Raw genomic sequence first — 16565 nt, 5'->3', positions numbered from 1 at the left:
TCGGGCGGCAAGATGCTCGGCCGGCGGTCGAAGGTTCACCCCGCGCAGGTCGAGCACATCCACGACCTACTCCGCCAGGGCAAGTCTCACCGCGACGTCGCCGACCTCACCGGGCTGTCACGCTCTATCGTCGGCCGCGTCGCACGTAACGAGATTCCGTCGCTGGCTGCGTTCCAGCCGGCGACCGTGGGGGAGGGGAGCATGTCCGAGAAGATCACCGACGCCGAGCAGGCTCGACGTCGCCGCGAGGTCGACGAGGTGCGCCACAGCAGCGCGATGGAAGGCAACGACCGCGACGCCCAGACGCACGCCGACCAGGAGGCCTACGTGCGTGGCGACCTCACGCTCGATGAGCTGATCGAGCGGGCCTGAGCCGGCCAACCGAGGCGTGGCCTAGACGGTATGTAGTGACCCGGTCGCTGTGACGGGGTTGCGGGCCGGGGCCTCGCTCACGAGATTCGTGGGTTACCGAGCAGGGGCCGCCTGCTCGGCCTATCCGACATTCGTGGGAGGCCCCGGTGTTCACCGAGCGTACGAGCGTAGGGCTCGACGTGCACGCACGATCGGTCGTCGCAGCAGCGATCGACGGCGTCACGGGCGAGCTCTTCCAGACCAGACTGACCCCGTCGCATGATCACATCCGTTCCTGGCTTGGCGACCTGCCAGGCCCAGTGGCGGTGGCCTACGAGGCGGGCCCGACTGGATTCGGCCTGTCCCGGTCGCTGGCCGCAGCGGGGATCAGGTGCGAGGTCGTCGCGCCGAGCAAGCTCCAGCGTCCCAGCGGTGACCGCGTCAAGACCGACGCGAAGGACGCGGTGCACCTGGCAAGGTTGCTGCGGCTGGACGAGTACACCTCGGTGTCGGTCCCGAGCCTCGACCAAGAGCACGCCCGTGACCTGGTCCGCGCCCGCGAAGATGCCCGTGGCGACCTGATGCGTGCCCGGCACCGGCTGTCCAAGCTTCTGCTGCGCCAGGGCATCGTCTATTCCGGTGGACAGGCTTGGACCGAGGTCCACGACGTGTGGCTGCGTCGCCAGCGGTTCGATTCGCCGGCGCTGCAGATGACCTACGAGTCCGACTACGACGCGGTCCTGACGGTGAAGGCGCGCCGTGACCGGCTCGACGAGGTGATCGCGGTGATGGCGGCGAACAGCGAGTTCACCCCGATCGTGCGGCGGCTGGGCTGCCTGCGTGGTGTCAGCAACCTGACCGCACTCGCGCTCGCAGTCGAGCTCGGCGACTGGCACCGGTTCACGGGCAACACCATCGGTGCGTTCGTTGGCCTGGTCCCATCCGAGTACTCCTCCGGGCAGTCACGAGTGCAGGGCTCGATCACCAAGACCGGCAACACCCACGTCCGTCGGTTGCTCGTCGAGGCGGCCTGGCACCACCGAGCCCGCTACGTCGTCGGCAAGACCATGCGCGAGCGATGGGAGCTCGCGTCGCCCGCTGCTCGCGCCCGCGGCGATGCCGGCAACCGTCGGCTGCATGCGCGTTGGAACACCTTCCGTGAGCGCCGCAAGCGGCACGTGGTCGCCAACGTCGCGATCGCCCGCGAGCTGGCCGGCTGGTGCTGGTCCCTGGCCGTGCTCGAGGAGTAGTCCCACTCACAAGCCGCTTCGTCGACCAGCGCGGTGGAAGCAGCGCGTGGAGCGACCCGCGAAACAGCTATGAGCAGCTCAGCCCCGGCTGTGCGACGCCCGACCCTAGACACGCGGTCCGCTCCTGCCGAACACCCCGTCCTGCGGTAACCAACCCGCGCATATCAGTCTGACCGCGCGTCGCTAACGACACGCTCACCGCCGGCCAGATCGACGAAGCAGAGGCGCCCGCCCCACCAACGGGGACGGGCGCCTCACCCTGCCCCTTGACAGGAAGCCGCTACATATCAGCTGTAACTGAGCATGAGGTTGGTGACGCCGGCTGGGAGTCGTGAGGCCGGCGGCTGATCGCCCGCGGCGGTGTGGGGGCGATGGTAGTTGTAGTGGACCTGCCACACCTGGAGGCGGTCACGGCGCTGCTGCTCGGACTCGTACGCGGCGGCGTAGAGGACCTCCACGGTGTAGGTCTGCTGGTAGCGCTCGACCTTGCCGTTGTGCTTGGGCGTGAACGCCTTGATCCGCTGATGCGTGGCCGCGAAGGAGTGCACGGCCCGGGTGAACGCACTGGCGCGGTAGCAGGACCCGTTGTCAGTCACGATCCGGGTGAAGCGGGTGATGCCGTGCGCGGCGAAGAACACCCGGGCACGGAACAAGAACCCGATCGCGGTGACGGCCTTCTCGTCGTCGTGGGCTTCGGTGTAGGCCAGCCGGGAGAACCCGTCGAGGGCGGAGTGCAGGTAGGTGTACCCGGTGCGGGCGCCACGGGTCTTGGCCCGGTCGGCGGCCTTGGCCTGGGCCGACCCGCGACCGTGCACCCGCCACCCGCCGCCGTCGGGGATGCGCCCGACCTTCTTCACGTCCAGGTGGGTCATGTGCCCGGGGTACCGGGCAGTGATCTTTCCCGGCGCCCGCAACGGTTCCCCGTCAACGTCCAGGTGCCGCAGCCGGTTCAGTCCGTGCCGGACCAGGATCCGGCTGATCGTGCACACCGCGATCCTGACGCCCTGGGCGCTCAGCTCCAGATGGATCCGCCGCGCGGACCACTTGCGTTTGCGCAACGCGATGACCTGTTCCACCACCTGCGGCGGTGTGGCGGTCGGGGAACGGCGGGGCCGGCTGGTCCGGTCGTGCAACCCTTCGTCGCCGTGCTCACGCCAGCGGGCAAACCACTTCGACAAGCACTGCCGCGAGACCGCGGCCTCCGCTGCGACGTGCGCGATCGGGCGGTGCTGGCACCGGCGCACCAGGCGACGACGTCCTTCGAACGACAGGGCGGCTTTACTGTGGGGCATAGGGCAGGTTCCTTCGGCTGACTCGACGTGATGAACGGCTTGACACCTTCATCCTGTCGCCGCAGGGACCTGCCCGCCCTTAGCTACCCGGCCGTGTCACCAACCTCATGCGCCGCAACACCTAGCGGTGGCGCGAAAGCCCCGCCACAAGGGGAGGTTGGCGGGGCCGCGCCCGGCCCGGGCTGGGAAGGCGATTCGGGCCGGTGAGGCGTCGTGCAGGACAGGGGGAACTGCGCGACGTTACCCACAGTAGATGTCCGTCCCGACATACGGGGCGGAGCGTTCTGGTCATCTCCAGGTCGAGGTCACCGCTCGTGCTACCAAGCTCCGGCACTGTGCCACTCGGTCCCCAATTGGCCTCTGATGACGTCCTCGACGAGAGCGGTTGACGAGTCAAGCGAGAACGGCACTGCGAACCGGCGGCGGAAGGCTCGCACGACCGGGATCAGGTCAAGTCCCTTGTAGTGGTGTAGCGCTGCGTTCTCCTTGCTGAGGGTTTAGGCGGTCAGGGCGGGCAGGTCATCAACTCCGGTGTCGGGTTCGGTGGTGGGCACGATGTTGATGCGGCAGCGGGCCAGCAGGTCCAGGCCGAGGTAGCGGCGGCCTTCGGCCCATTCGTCGGTCTGCTCGGCCAGGACCGCGCCGACCAGCCGCACGATCGCCGCGCGGGTGGGGAAGATGCCGACGGCGTCGGTGCGGCGGCGGATCTCGCGGTTGAGGCGTTCGGCGGGGTTGTTGGACCAGATCTGGGTCCACACGTCCTTGGGAAACGCGGTGAACGCGAGGATGTCCTCGCGGGCGTGTGCGAGGTGCTCGGCCACGGCGGGCAGCTTCTCGGCCGTGTACTCGATGAGCCGGTCGAACTGGGCTTGTACGGCTTGGTCGTCGGGCTGGTCGTACACGCTGTGCAGCATCGCCTTGACCGCCGGCCACATGCTCTTGGGACAGATCGACATGAGGTTGGCGGCGTAGTGGGTGCGGCAGCGTTGCCAGGTCGTGCCGGGCAGGCTCGCTGCGATCGCCTCGACCAGCCCGTGGTGGGCGTCGGAGGTGACCAGCCGCACCCCGGTCAGGCCGCGGGCGACCAGGTCGGCGAAGAACTCATTCCACGCCGCGCCGGTCTCGGCGGTCGCGACGCGCAGGCCCAGGACCTCGCGGTGCCCGTCGTCGTTGACGCCGGTCGCCAGCAGCACCACGGCGTTGATGACCCGGCCGCCCTCGCGGACCTTCATCGTGAGCGCGTCGGCGGCCACGAACGTGAACGGGCCGGCCTCGCCCAGTGGGCGGTGGCGGAAGGAGTCGACGTGCTCGTCCAGGTCGGTCGCCATCCGCGAGACCTGCGACTTCGACAACGAGTCGATTCCCAGGGTCTTCACCAGCTTGTCCATGCGCCGGGTGGACACCCCGGCGAGGTAGCAGTCGGCCACCACGGTGATCAGCGCCGACTCGGCCCGTTTGCGCCGTTCCAGCAGCCATTCGGGGAAGTAGCTGCCGGTGCGTAGCTTGGGGACTGCGACATCGATCGTGCCGACGCGGGTGTCCAGGTCCCGGTGCCGGTACCCGTTGCGCTGAGCCGTGCGCGACGGGCTGGGCCGGCCGTACTCGGCGCCCACGACCGCGTCAGCGTCCGCGGACAGCAACGTGTTGATGATCGACTGCAGCAGGTTGCGCATCAGATCAGGGGACGCTTCGGCCAGGGCTTCACCCAACAGGCCAGCAGGGTCGACAATGTGTGGTGCGGTCATCGTGATGACTCCGTTCGAGAGTGCTGTGGAAGGTTCACTCGAAGGATCACGCGGTGGCCGCACCCACGTCCACGACCAGCTCGTGTCGACGATGGTCAGCGACCGCGCTACACCACTATCAGGGACTCAACTCGGGATCAGCGTTCCTCGAACGGCAGCAGGGTGATGCCAAAGGTCGGCCGACACCGTTGCGCCGACCAGCATGACTACGTGGCGCGCGTGTGCCGGCGGGAGTCCTGTTACGAGCAGCGCGCGGTGGACTTCCTCGGCTGCGAGGTCAATGACGCTCGGGAAGCTGAGCTCGTTGATCGCCTGTAGCCGATTGCCTGAGCGGGCGCGAGGCGTCTGAACCCGGTGATAGGTTCCGCCGCGCCTCATGGCAACACCCACGATCGCGGCCGCTGATGGCGGGGCGGAGCTGCCACCCGGACCACGGCGAAGACCTGCGCCCGCGGTCGCCGTGAGCATTGAGGACCAGAAGTACCCACTCTGCTCGTCGTGTGGGCCAGCGATGGATTTGATCCGATCCGTGACGACCTCCCACCGGTCAGGAACCAGAGTGAGCGCGTCAGCCAGGTCCGCCCACCCTGCCTTGGCCGCCGGCGGCAGATCGTAGGTGCGAGCAAGGACGTCGCGGAGCGTGACATCGACGATCCGTTGCTCCTCTTGCGACCGCTGCTGCTTGGTCGACGCGCCGCTCGTGATCGGGACCCACTTACGTCGAGGCTGTTCGCCCGCAGACGGGTCGCCGCTCACCGTGGTGAACGAGGAGCCGTAGAGCTTCGTCAGTTCACCCATGAACTCGCTCCGGCTGGACTTTGCACGGATGGCTTCTTGAAGAACGGTGCGCTGATGCAGAACGCCGCGGCACCGACACACGCAGCCTTCCGAGCCGGCCCGCTGACACATGTGGTTGTGATTCTCCGGCTCCGGCCTGGTCACCTCAGCGCCTCTCGCTCGTCGACGTCACTGCTGGTGCTCACTGTGAACACATGATGTCAGCGCTTCCTGACATCAGCACTCGTGCTCAGCGCCCGGTGTGGCGTATCGCTGGCCTTCGAGTCGATGCTGTTCGGGCTTGACCTCGAAGGATGACGCGGTGGCCGCACCCACCAGCTTCGTCAACGACGGCTAGCGACAGGGCTACCCCGAGCCCAGTGGGCGGTGAGTGAAGGCGCGCGCCTTCCGCGCGGCGCAACCTCTCTCGAAGAGAATTTTGAGAGATGGGGGTGCGGGTGCGTTTGCGCAGGTCAACGGGCTAGTAGGTCTTCGCGCACCCCCTGTGTACCTCCTGCGGCGCGGGCCGTGGAGGGACGTAACCGGAGACGTCCGCTGGGGAGTTTCTGTCTGTCCGAATCGACAGACAGGAGCTCCCGATGAGCGTCGCAGACTGCCTTGGCCTCACCGAGGACAGCCAGCTACTCGTCCAGGCGAACGAGCAGTGGGCCACGTGGTGCCGACAGCACCCAGCACTCCGGGTCGCTGTGGACACGACCACGTTGCGCGTGTGGCTGAAGCAGGCCGCCTCACGCGACGCGGACGAGGTACTGCACGCGTTGGCTCAGCTGGCCGCACCGGACGGGGCAGACAACACTGCCGCAGCCGCGGCGCTGGCGTGGGCGCTGATGCCTGGAGCCTGCACGCTGGCAAATCGGTTGCGCACGCTGACTCCGGAAATCGACCAGGTGGTCGCTGGGCAGCTCTGGCTTGAGGTTCGGACCTTTCCATGGCGTCGGCTGAGGAAGGTGTCGGCCAACATCCTGCTCAACACCCGCGCTGGCGTGCTTCGAGAGTGCGACGCTCAGTCCCAGCTCGCGCGCTTCGACCCCACGTGGTCCCGGACCAGCCCGGTTGATCCGTACGGAGCGTTCTGGAGCGCCCAGGTGGCCGCGGAGCCACGCACCTCCGACGCCGCCGAGGAGCTCCTGCAGCTGCTGGAGTGGGCCTGCGCCCACGACGTCATCACGGCTGCTGACCGATCTTTGCTGCTGTGCCTGGTCGAGGCTGCTGACCGCTCGGCCACCAACCGAACCGGTCGATGTGGTGCCGGCCTGATGGCGAACGACACGACTGAGGCGGTCGCGGGTCGGCTCGGGATGTCAGCGCGAACCCTCCGCCGACGCACCCGCAGCAGCATCGACGCTCTCACCGAGGCGTGCACGCCCGGCACGGAGTCGGCATGAGTGGCCGCCAGCAACGAGGCGCACGCCTTAGGTCGGTCGAGGTGATGACAGTGACCCAGACGCCCGACCAGACCGAGACCGACTCGGCAGCACCGCCGCAGGCGCACGACCGCAGCACGGCGGACATCGCCCGCCTCTTCGACGTGGCAGGTCGCGAGGAAGAGGCCATCCGACAGCTCGATGGCTGTATGGCCCGGCTGCACGAGGTACAGCAGGCGAAGGCGGCGCTAAAGACGCTGTCGGCCGGAGAGCTGCGCGCGGCGCTGGAGTTTCGCCGTGCGGCGTTGGGCGGTGAGCCCGCATGACGCAGGTTGGCATCGACCGACCTGCGGTGTCGGTAGAAGAGCTGCGACGCGCATGGGCCGCCGTTCAGGCCGGGGACTTCCGGGCTAACACCACCAGGGCCCACATGCCAGGCGGCATCCGGTCGCAGGCGCCCGCGCCCCGTGCGATCAGCAGCACGTGGCGCCCAGGGGCGGGCGAGACCGTTCTGCCCGTTCTCGGCTGTGGCGGAGCCACAGGTGCGACCACCGTGGCGGTGGCTCTCGCAACGGTGGCCGGCGGCAACGCCCGTGTCGTCGAGTGCGCCTCGGTTACTTCGTCCGGGCTCGCTGCGGCCAGCACCGCGGAGATGGGTACCTATGAGAGCGCCTGGTCACGCGGCACCCGGGATCAGGTCCTCCTCGAGCGCGTTACCGAGGTCCTCACGACCGCCGACGAGATCCCCCACCCCACAACCCCAGATCGACAGATCGACCTCACCGTCCTCGATGTCGGTTGGGAGCTCGGCCAGGTGCTCACCACGCCGGGCTGGATCGGCGAGGCCATCCGCAACGCCGACCACCTGGTACTGACCACCACCGCGACCGTTCCTGGAGTTCGCCGGCTCGAAGGAGCCCTCGACCTGCTGCAGGGCAGCCACGCCAGCGCCGCGGTGCTCGGCCCGCGACGCAAGAAGTGGCCCAAGGGTGTCGAGCACGCCGGTGGCCAGGCCACCGGCGACCTGGACCGGCACGGGCTGCTCACTGAGATACCCGACGACCCCGTACTTGCGGTCAACGGCCTCACCGGATCCGCACTCCCCAAGCCGCTGCTCGCTGCGGCACATCAGCTCCTGCAGCGCGTGCAGCAGGACCCCACGAAAGGAACGCCGCAATGATCAGTTCAACCACGATGGACCTGGTGAGCCTGGCCAGCGAGGTCTGCCCGAAGGCGCCCCCTGGCGCGGACCAGCCCGTCGCAGACATCACCGGCTATGTCATCTGGGGTGTGCGCGTCCTGCTGGGCCTCGGCTTGCTCACTGGCGTCGGCGGCGTCGTCGCGGGCCGCGTGTTCTCCATGCCGCACGCGAGCAAGGTGGCGATCATCGGCATCGTCGTCGTCCTCGGCGCAGCGATCGCTCTGCTCGTGCTGCCCGGCATCCTCGACGGTGTGTCCGGCTCGGGCTGTGTCAACGTGCCCGGTGTCAACGGCACCCCCGCTCCGTCGCCGACCGGGAAATGACCACCACCGACGCCACCGTCGGCTGGAGCCGCCGCCGCCTCCTCGTCGTGCTTGGGGCGGCGGCCGCAGCCGGGGTCGCCCTGCTGTTCGGTCTGGTCTACGCGGTCTACTTCGCCATCGCGAGCGCGAGCAGCGGGCACGACGCCACAGGCACCTCACCGATGCGGGCAGACAATGCGCCCGCCACCGGCGCCGCACACCGCGACGCGGTCGCCGCCGAACCGATGCTCGCCGTTGATCAGGGCGCCTCACAGCCGGCGCCACCAGCCGCGGTCGCCGCACCGGCGATCGCCATCCCCGCAAGCACGACGCAAGGGCCGGCCGAAGTGGCCTCAGGCTTTCCGCGCACTCCCCAGGGCGCAATCGGGCAGCTCGCCGCCATCGAGCAGATCGTGCTGCAGAGCATGAGCATTCAGCAGGCCAACACCGTGCACGCAGCCTGGTCTCTTCCGGGAGCGCCGAGCGTCGCTCAGTGGCCGTTGACGCAGAACGTGCAGTCCTTCCTCGGCAGCGCCAAGATGGGCGGCAGCCTCGATCCGACCAGCACGGTGGTCGTCACTCCCGCGGGAGCCCAGGTCAAGGGCACCGACGGCCCCGACTGGGTCCTGGCCTGTGTCCAGGTCAAGGTGCAGGCCACCATCACCCAGGACGCCCAGATGGGCTACGGGTACTGCGAACGCATGCAGTGGCACGGCGGCCGCTGGATGATCGCACCTGGTCCTGCACCCGCCCCGGCGCCGTCCACCTGGCCGGGTAGCGAACTGAGCACCAAAGCGGGCTGGAAGACATGGTCAGGCGGGGGCAACGACTAATGCCGGACATCCCGCTGCCCAACCCGTTCAGCTGGCTTGCCGGCGAGGCCGGGAAGGTCGTCGTCGACGGCTGGACCATGGCCATGCTCGGCCTGTGGAACGCGGGGCTGTGGCTGCTGCGTGTGGTCCTCACCTACGTGGACGCATTCATGACACCGGACCTGAGCGAGAACGGACCGGGAGCGCAGGTCTACCAGTACACGTTCTGGATCGCTGGCTCACTGGTCGTCCTGATGCTCGTGATCCAGATGGGCGTCGCGGCAGTCCGACGCGACGGCAAGAGCATCGCCACTGCCGTCATGGGCACCGGGCAGTTCATGCTTGCCTGGTCGTGCTGGATCAGCGGTGCCGTCCTGGTCCTCGCCGCAGCGGGAGGCCTGACTCGCGCTCTGATGACGGCGTTGCTTAAGGTGAACTCCTGGTCAGCGTGGAAACCGTTCGGGGACTTCAGCACGAAGGACATCACCGACGGCACGGTGGCCACGGTCCTGGGCGGCCTGGGTTGCCTGCTCTGGCTGGCGGCCATCGGCCACCTGCTGGTGATGCTCACCCGTGCGGGTGCCCTGCTCGTGCTCGCGACGACCACCCCGATCTCTGCAGCCGGACTGGTCTCCGACACCGGTCGACCCTGGTTCTGGAAGTCGCTGCGCTGGTTCATCGCGGCCGCCTTCAGCCCGGTGGTCATGGTGCTGGTCCTCGGTGTCGGCGTCCAGCTGACCACTGGAGTAGCCAACGGCCAGACTGACGGGACTCAGAAAGCAATCGCCAGTGCCGTCCCCGGCGTTCTCCTCATTCTCATCTCCACGTTCTGCCCCCTGGCGCTCTTCAAGCTGCTCGCGTTCGTCGACCCAGGCACCACCTCTGGCGCCGCACTCCGGGCCGGCCTGGAAGCCCAGGGCGGCCTGCAGGGTCTGCTCAGCGGCAAGGGCGCCGGCGACGCCGGCTCCAGCGCGGCGTCCACCTCGGACGAGAACGGCACCTCCCAGGGCGAGGCCTCCGGCGAGGACGCGACCACAGGCCGGTTCACCAAGGCCGAGGGCGGCATGCTCCAGGCGGCTGGCGGCGCACTCGGCGCAGCTGCGTCCACCGGACTCGGCGCCATGGAGAAGCTGGGGACCCGCGGTGCCGCGATCGGTGCTGACGTGACCAACCAGATGGGGGTCGGTCACAGCAGCTACTACCCCGACTTCAGCAGCGGCAAGCAGCAGAAGAACAACAACCAGAACCAGAACCCCGAGCGGCACGGCGACGACAAGAGCGACGAGGGACAGAACCCGACAGGTCCCAACCCGCCCGGGCCCGACGATCCCTCGAGTTCGACAGCCGCGCCACCCACCACTGGGCAGCACCCAGGCGGCGGGACGAACGACCCCTCGAACCCCAGCGCGGGCAACGGGTCGAACGAGAGCACCGATCCCGAAAAGGCACCAACGAGCCCTGGGCATGCCACACAGGGGCCGGAGAACCCGGCCGGTGCGACGCCCGACCCGACCGCCGGCGGCTCCGGCGACCAAGGCGACCCGCAGCCCGGCCTGCCCGGACCGCAGCCCGGGCAGGCCGGACCGCCCAGCACTTCACCCGGTTCCGGTGAGCAGGGCGGTCAGTCCGGCGGCAAGTCCGATGGTGGCTCCAAGGGCGGCGGCGCGGGTGGCCCCAAGGGCGGCGGCCCCGGCGGCGGCGCGGCCGGCGGCGCGGCCGGCGGAGCAGGTGGCGGCGCAGCGGCCGTCCCGGTTTGACCAAGGAGTGAACTGACATGGCAGCGATCTACAACGAGTACTCACGTGACCGCATCGGGTGGTTCTTCGGCCTGTCGGGATGGCAGCTCGGCATCCTGTCGGCCGCCGTGTTTCCGCCCTGCTGGGCGCTATCCAAGGGGGCCTGGGTGTCTGTTGCACTGTTCACCCTGCTGTGGGCCGTGCTGTTCGTCATCACCGTGACCCCGGTCCGAGGGCGTTCGGCCGTCGGATGGCTGGGAGCAGTGACCAGCACCGCCTTGGGAGGGCTTCTGGGCTGGACCCGATTCCGTAGTAGAGCAGTGAGCGGGACGATCGAGAACCTCGACGACGCCGACCTGCCTGGTGTCCTGCAGGGGGTGCAGATCCATGACGGCCCGCCCCAGGGCCACTCCCTCGCCCGGATCGCGGTGATCCAGGACCACGCGACCAAGACCTGGGCGGCCACCGCTTCGGTGGTGCACCCGGGCATCGGCCTGAAGGAGGCATACGAACGCTTCCAGGAAGGGGATGGCCTCAGTCAGCTGCTCGACACCGCGATGCGGACGGAGCTCATCGACGAGGTCATCTTCGTTGTCCGCACCGTCCCGGACGACGGTGCCGAGCGCGACCTGTACGTCCAGCGGCACCGCCGCAACGGGCCAGACCTGTCCCGGAGAATCAACGACGAACTGCAAGCGGGTCTGTCGTCGGCGGGGGTACGCACCGAGTCCTTCTGCACCATCGTCGCCTCTGAGACCCGGCTGAAGAGCCAGGCGAGGCAGACCGGCGGCGGCCTGGACGGCCGGTGCCGAGTGCTCTACAGCCTGATGGGTGAGGTGGAGGCACAGCTGCGCGGTGGCATGGCCATGACGAGCGTCAACTGGCTCACGTCACCCGAGCTTGCACTGGCGTGCCGGACAGGATTCGCGCCCGGAGATCGGGCGAGCATCGTCGATGCGCTGGCGGCACGCGAGCAGGAGGGCACGGTGAATGCTGACGTGCCGTGGGCGATGGCGGGTCCTTCCGGCGCCGATACCGCGATGCGCCACTACAGCCACGACGCGTGGAACTCGGTATCCAGCACGATCAAGCTGCCCGTGAAGGGAGCCGTGATGGGCGCCCTCGCCCCAGTGCTGACCCCCTCCGAACCGGGAGAGCGCCGCAGCTTCATGGTCTGCTACCCGGTCGTCCGTCAGGCCAAAGCCGACCGCCAGCAAGGCAACTCCGAATGGGCAGCCGATGTGGGCGAGTCACTGCGCACCAAGGCGAAAGTGAAGGCACGGGCTCGGCAGCGCAACGAGACCGCCAAGGTGCGCGCCCTCGACGGCAAACTCGCCAGCGGTAACGCCATGATCCGGCCCTACGCGGTGTGCACCGTGACGGCGCCGAAAACCGTCCCGATCAGCGAGTACGGCCGGAACCTGGACGCGTCCGTACGCCGGGCCGGCTTCGCCCCATTGCGGCTTGACCTCGCCCTCGATGCCGCGTTCGCCGCGTCCACGGTCCCGCTGGGCGTCAGCCTCGCCCGCAGGGGGGACGCATGACGCCCCGGTCAGTACACCGGCGCCGGCTGACACGAACGGTCCGAGACCCGGACCAGCTCGTGCGGCGGGACACCGGCGGCTGGCCGGTCCTGGAAACCCCCGTCCTCCAAGAATCCCAGGAGCAGCCCCGATGACCAAGACACGACGCCGAGACGGCCGCGACATGGCACGGCTCCTGCACGACTTCGGGCACGAGCTGCCACGTGTTCCCGCACCCGAACCGACACCGAAGGATCCGCGGCTGTTCCACTACGCCACACGTGGTGGGGTCAAACGTCGGGGTCGCGGGTGGTCGCCGGCCAAGGCCCCGGTGTCGCGCTGGCGGATGACCTCCGACCAGGCACCCGTCCTGTGGCCGTTCGTCGCCACCCCCGGGCTGCCGCCCACGGGAGCCCAGATGGGGATCGACCAGCTCAGCGGTGGCTCATTCTTCGTCGACCCGCTCGGCTGGGTCCTCAATGACGACATCTCGGTGACCAACCCGAACATCATGCAGTTCGGTAAGCCCGGCCGCGGCAAGTCAGGCAACACCAAGGCGTTCTGCCTTCGGATGATGGACTTCGGCTACCGCACACTCATCCTGGGTGACCCAAAGGATGAGTACGAAAAGCTCTGTCGAGCGTTGGGCGTCGAACCATTCGCGATCGGGCCGGGCATGTCGGCACGCATCAACCCCCTGGCCTTCGGCCCCCTCGGGCAGAACTGGGAGAACCTCGACCGCGCCGAGGCACAGCGTCGCGGCGCGATCATCTTCGGCCGTTGGCTCACCCTGGTACGCGGGCTGGTCGGGTCGCAACGCATCGGGGAGAACCGAGTCCCGTTCGGACCCACTGACGAGGTGGTGGTCAAGAACGCGCTCCGCAGCCTCACCGGGTATAGCGCCGGCGCCTCGCGGTTGCGTGAGATCACGATTCCCGAGCTGTGGACATTGCTCGACAATCCGACAGAGGAACTGATCGGCGAGTGTCGCTACGACTCGGCGCGGCACTTCCTCGACGAGACCAGGCTCCTGCGCGACGCCCTCGGGCAGCTGGTGTCCGGCGCTCTGGCCGGGCTGTTCGATGCTCACACCACCATCGACGTGGACTGGATGGCCCCCATCCAGAGTCTGAGCCTGTCTCGACTGGACGCTCTGGGCGATGACGCCATGGGCATCGCGCTGACCTGCCTCGGCTCCTGGGGACGAGGCATGCGAGAGATGGCGCAACCCGGCGACCTGCGAATCGTGGTGCGCGACGAGGTGTGGAAGCAGTTCCGTCTCGGCCCGGAAGCTGTGAAGGCCTACGACTCCGACCTGCGGCTGTCTCGCGCGGCCGGCGACATTCAGTGGGCGAACGCCCACAAGCCGTCCGACCCGATGTCCGCCGGCGACCAGGGCTCTCAGGCTGTCGCGATCGCGAAAGACCTGATGCACCTGGCTGACGTCAAGATCCTCATGGGACAGGACAGTGCGATCGGCGACGAGCTCGAACGCATCCTGGGGCTGGGTCCGATCGCCCGGTCGCTCATTACCGGCTGGGGCATGCAGGGTAAGGGCCGCGGCCTGTGGGTCGTGGGGGAGCAGATGTACAAGGTGCAGACCGTGCTCCACCCGCTGGAGCGCGATCTGACCTTCACCAACGAGGCGATCGAGTCCGCGGCCTGAGCCCATGAAGAAGATCTTCATCGGGCTCGCGGTGGTCATGCTCCTCATGACCGCAGTCCCGCTGGTGGCGGCTCTCATGGTCGTCGCGGTCACCGCACCTGCTGCCGGTGAGGAGCTGAAGGCCCAGCAGTGCCAAGGCGGAGACTCGGCCGTGGCGACTGGGCCTTGGCGGGTGCCGACATCGAAGAAGTACACCATCACGTCCGGTTTCGGACCCCGTGCGTCGCCAGGCGGGATCGGCTCGACGAACCACGAGGGCGTCGACATCAAGATGCTCCCCGCGCCTGATTCGGTGCTGGCCGCCGCCGCCGGAACCGTGAAGGTGGCTGGCCCGTATGGCGGCCTCGGGAACGCGATCGTCCTGGACAACGGATCCGGGATCAGCACCACCTACGGCCACATGTCCCGACTCGACCCCGCCATGAAGGTGGGCGCGAAAGTGACCATCGGACAGCGGCTCGGACAGGAAGGGTCGACGGGAAACTCGACAGGACCGCACCTGCACTTCGGCGTCGCCATCAACGGCAGGTTCACCAACCCGGTCCCGTTCATGTCCCAACGGGGTGCGCCACTGAATGGGCAGGCCGTCGCTCCGAGCCAGAAGCCGCCCGCCGATACACCACCGGCCGACCCGGCCGGCGAAGGCGGTATCGGATTCCAGCTGCCACAGCCCGGTCAGCCCCGTCAGGATTCACTGCACAACGCACCGCTACCGATTCCGGCTGACATCAAGGCGCACTACGTGCGTGCTGCGAACCGGTACAAGGTCCCATGGACGCTGCTGGCCGGAATCGGCATGGAGGAGACCGGGCACGGCCGCAACAACCGACCGTCGTCAGCGGGGGCACAGGGCCTGATGCAGTTCATGCCCAGCACGTTCGCCGAGTTCGGCGTCGACGGCGGCGGCGACGGGATCATCGATATCAGGGACGACGCCGACAGCGCGATGTCCGCGGCGAACTACCTCACCTCCTCCGGCGCCACGAAGGGAGCCGAGGGCGTCAAGCGGGCGATCTTCGCGTACAACCATGCGCAGTGGTACGTCAACGACGTGCTGTTCTACGCCGCCAAGTACGGCGGAGGAACGGTACTCGGCGACCCGACGGACTGCGGCACCGGAGAAGGGGAAGGCAACGCCCAGCTCCCCCCGCTCACAAACGAGCGGGTCAAACGGCTGCTCAGCTGGTCCCGGAGCCAGCTCGGCGACCGCTACGTGATGGGCGCCAACGGCCCCGACTCCTGGGACTGCTCCAGCTTCAGCTCGACGGCCTACAGGCAGCTCGGAATCACCATGCCCCGCACTGCACAGGCCCAACAGGCCTGGCTAGCCTCTGGGAACGGCTTCCGCGTGTCGCCGGGTGAGGCCAAGCCGGGTGACCTGATCTTCTTCGACTCCTACCTCGGACCAAACGTCATCGGCCACGTCGAGATAGTGCTCGACCCCGCGAAACACCAGGCGATCGGCGCGCAGAACCCTACGGTGGGCGTAGCGGTCAGCGACTACGACGGCACGATGAGAGCCAAGAACATCTTCCAGGTATGGCGGGTCGGCAACGTCAGTGACAAGCCAAGCAAGAAGGCGACGTAGCGACGACCACGCAGGGGAGCGACATCGGCGGCCGTGGCGCACCGGGGAAGCTCGCCGCACCGGAGCACCGGTGACGGATCGTCCGGCGGCAGCGCAAGGCCACCCCCGCTCGCCAACCAGTTCGTCTCCCTGTTGGAACCGCCACTGGACCGCCGTTCACTCTGCTCATTCACACAGGGATCGGCGGTCGTGAGATGCCCTAGGCAAGCGCAGACGCGGTATGCCAAGGTCGTTTGCAACAGCGAATTGTGCACGCTGTGGCGGCCCGCCGGACGCGGGCTAGACCGCAGTGTGAACTGAGGCATGGGAGTGGCCGATGCGAACGATGACGACAGTTACTGCGGTGAGCGCGATCGCGCTCCTGATCGCCGGATGTGGTGAGGACGACGCCGGCTCCGTTGGGTCCGAGCCGAAACGGGCGGCGACGTCGAAGGCGGCCGCGGCACCGGGGGCGACCGACTGCGTGCAGAGCACCGGTCCCGGACCCGACATCGTCGCCGAGCAGGACGGCGACGACTTGTACACCTCCGGCCTGGCGTACGGCTCCAAGCCCACCACGACGGTGTGGGAGTACAACCGGCCCGACTCGGTCATGTTCAAGTCGGCGGCGTCGCTGCCGGCCGGCGAGAGAGTCTGCTACGACCTGAGCCAGGCCGTGGAGTCCCAGCGCGGTGGCGGCTCAGGGGAGTTCGCATTCGTCCCGATCCGCTGGGCGGCTCATCCGGACAAGGAGCTGTATGTGATGTTCGGAATGGAGGACGGTGCCGATGAGGACTTCTGCCCTCCGGTAGTCGACTGGGCGACCACGACGTACGGCTGCAAGGGCGACAAGAACTCCATGCAGCTCGACCTGATGGCCACCCAAAAACTGCCCAAGGGTGCGACAGGCGTCACCGGCGGCGGTGGCGACTGATCACTCGGGCGTGCGGCTCCAAGC

General features: G+C 68.2%; 15 protein-coding genes. 12 read left to right on the top strand and 3 right to left on the bottom strand.

Annotated elements, in window-relative coordinates:
* Positions 1-12: 12 nt before the first annotated feature.
* Both VV01_RS24845 and VV01_RS21600 read left to right on the top strand, forming a co-directional pair.
* Positions 13-372 carry an antitoxin VbhA family protein gene (locus VV01_RS24845; RefSeq protein ID WP_331456481.1) on the top strand — a complete coding sequence of 120 codons (360 nt, stop codon included), beginning with the start codon at positions 13-15 and terminating at the stop codon, positions 370-372.
* Positions 373-518: 146 nt separating this feature from the next.
* The gene (locus VV01_RS21600) at positions 519-1601 is read left to right on the top strand and encodes an IS110 family RNA-guided transposase (protein ID WP_050672140.1); all 1083 of its coding nucleotides are present in this window, start codon (positions 519-521) and stop codon (positions 1599-1601) included.
* 287 nt (positions 1602-1888) lie between these two features.
* Here the strand turns inward: VV01_RS21600 and VV01_RS21595 are convergent, their stop codons facing one another.
* The 3 genes from VV01_RS21595 to VV01_RS21585 form a co-directional block, all read right to left on the bottom strand.
* Positions 1889-2893, bottom strand: a complete 1005-nt coding sequence (locus tag VV01_RS21595; protein ID WP_050672139.1) for an IS481 family transposase — start codon at positions 2891-2893, stop codon at positions 1889-1891.
* Between the two features lie 497 nt (positions 2894-3390).
* Positions 3391-4638 (bottom strand): IS256 family transposase, encoded by a 1248-nt coding sequence (locus VV01_RS21590; protein ID WP_050668298.1) that lies wholly within the window; start codon positions 4636-4638, stop codon positions 3391-3393.
* Positions 4639-4764: 126 nt separating this feature from the next.
* Complete coding sequence (locus tag VV01_RS21585) at positions 4765-5436, bottom strand: hypothetical protein (RefSeq protein ID WP_050672138.1); 672 nt, start codon at positions 5434-5436, stop codon at positions 4765-4767.
* Positions 5437-6014: 578 nt separating this feature from the next.
* On the opposite strand from VV01_RS21585, the gene VV01_RS21580 reads away from it, so the two are divergent.
* The 10 genes from VV01_RS21580 to VV01_RS21535 all read left to right on the top strand — a co-directional run bounded on the left by VV01_RS21580 (position 6015) and on the right by VV01_RS21535 (position 16541).
* Positions 6015-6821 carry a hypothetical protein gene (locus VV01_RS21580; RefSeq protein ID WP_050672137.1) on the top strand — a complete coding sequence of 269 codons (807 nt, stop codon included), beginning with the start codon at positions 6015-6017 and terminating at the stop codon, positions 6819-6821.
* Between the two features lie 50 nt (positions 6822-6871).
* Entirely contained in the window at positions 6872-7126 is a 255-nt protein-coding gene (locus VV01_RS21575; protein WP_157509229.1) for a hypothetical protein, read from the top strand.
* Positions 7123-7980: a hypothetical protein gene (locus tag VV01_RS21570; protein ID WP_157509227.1), complete on the top strand. Its 858-nt coding sequence runs from the start codon at positions 7123-7125 to the stop codon at positions 7978-7980. The genes VV01_RS21575 and VV01_RS21570 overlap by 4 nt, the downstream gene beginning before the upstream one ends.
* Positions 7977-8324, top strand: a complete 348-nt coding sequence (locus VV01_RS21565; RefSeq protein ID WP_197275233.1) for a hypothetical protein — start codon at positions 7977-7979, stop codon at positions 8322-8324. The genes VV01_RS21570 and VV01_RS21565 overlap by 4 nt, the downstream gene beginning before the upstream one ends.
* A complete protein-coding gene (locus VV01_RS21560; protein WP_050672133.1) occupies positions 8321-9136 on the top strand; it encodes a hypothetical protein in 816 nt (271 codons plus the stop codon). The genes VV01_RS21565 and VV01_RS21560 overlap by 4 nt, the downstream gene beginning before the upstream one ends.
* The gene (locus tag VV01_RS21555) at positions 9136-10872 is read left to right on the top strand and encodes a hypothetical protein (protein WP_050672132.1); all 1737 of its coding nucleotides are present in this window, start codon (positions 9136-9138) and stop codon (positions 10870-10872) included. Before VV01_RS21560 ends, VV01_RS21555 begins: the two co-directional genes overlap by 1 nt.
* 17 nt (positions 10873-10889) lie before the next feature.
* The gene (locus tag VV01_RS21550; RefSeq protein ID WP_050672131.1) at positions 10890-12395 is read left to right on the top strand and encodes an SCO6880 family protein; all 1506 of its coding nucleotides are present in this window, start codon (positions 10890-10892) and stop codon (positions 12393-12395) included.
* 397 nt (positions 12396-12792) lie between these two features.
* Positions 12793-14040: an ATP-binding protein gene (locus tag VV01_RS21545; protein ID WP_231635355.1), complete on the top strand. Its 1248-nt coding sequence runs from the start codon at positions 12793-12795 to the stop codon at positions 14038-14040.
* A 37-nt stretch (positions 14041-14077) separates the two neighbouring features.
* Positions 14078-15628, top strand: coding sequence for a peptidoglycan DD-metalloendopeptidase family protein (locus tag VV01_RS21540; RefSeq protein WP_197275232.1), 1551 nt, complete (start codon positions 14078-14080; stop codon positions 15626-15628).
* Positions 15629-15953: 325 nt separating this feature from the next.
* Positions 15954-16541: a hypothetical protein gene (locus tag VV01_RS21535; RefSeq protein ID WP_231635354.1), complete on the top strand. Its 588-nt coding sequence runs from the start codon at positions 15954-15956 to the stop codon at positions 16539-16541.
* Positions 16542-16565: the final 24 nt, after the last annotated feature.

Source organism: Luteipulveratus halotolerans (genome assembly GCF_001247745.1).
In the GTDB taxonomy this organism is placed as follows: domain Bacteria; phylum Actinomycetota; class Actinomycetes; order Actinomycetales; family Dermatophilaceae; genus Luteipulveratus; species Luteipulveratus halotolerans.
This window is presented reverse-complemented; position numbering and strand designations above follow the sequence as displayed.

Coding starts and splice junctions, on each gene's coding strand:
- VV01_RS24845 (WP_331456481.1), top strand. CDS start 13: ATGCTCGGCCGGCGGTCGAAGGTTCACCCCGCGCAGGTCGAGCACATC.
- VV01_RS21595 (WP_050672139.1), bottom strand. CDS start 2,893: ATGCCCCACAGTAAAGCCGCCCTGTCGTTCGAAGGACGTCGTCGCCTG.
- VV01_RS21590 (WP_050668298.1), bottom strand. CDS start 4,638: ATGACCGCACCACACATTGTCGACCCTGCTGGCCTGTTGGGTGAAGCC.
- VV01_RS21585 (WP_050672138.1), bottom strand. CDS start 5,436: ATGGGTGAACTGACGAAGCTCTACGGCTCCTCGTTCACCACGGTGAGC.
- VV01_RS21580 (WP_050672137.1), top strand. CDS start 6,015: ATGAGCGTCGCAGACTGCCTTGGCCTCACCGAGGACAGCCAGCTACTC.
- VV01_RS21570 (WP_157509227.1), top strand. CDS start 7,123: ATGACGCAGGTTGGCATCGACCGACCTGCGGTGTCGGTAGAAGAGCTG.
- VV01_RS21565 (WP_197275233.1), top strand. CDS start 7,977: ATGATCAGTTCAACCACGATGGACCTGGTGAGCCTGGCCAGCGAGGTC.
- VV01_RS21560 (WP_050672133.1), top strand. CDS start 8,321: ATGACCACCACCGACGCCACCGTCGGCTGGAGCCGCCGCCGCCTCCTC.
- VV01_RS21555 (WP_050672132.1), top strand. CDS start 9,136: ATGCCGGACATCCCGCTGCCCAACCCGTTCAGCTGGCTTGCCGGCGAG.
- VV01_RS21550 (WP_050672131.1), top strand. CDS start 10,890: ATGGCAGCGATCTACAACGAGTACTCACGTGACCGCATCGGGTGGTTC.
- VV01_RS21545 (WP_231635355.1), top strand. CDS start 12,793: ATGGGGATCGACCAGCTCAGCGGTGGCTCATTCTTCGTCGACCCGCTC.
- VV01_RS21540 (WP_197275232.1), top strand. CDS start 14,078: ATGCTCCTCATGACCGCAGTCCCGCTGGTGGCGGCTCTCATGGTCGTC.
- VV01_RS21535 (WP_231635354.1), top strand. CDS start 15,954: ATGACGACAGTTACTGCGGTGAGCGCGATCGCGCTCCTGATCGCCGGA.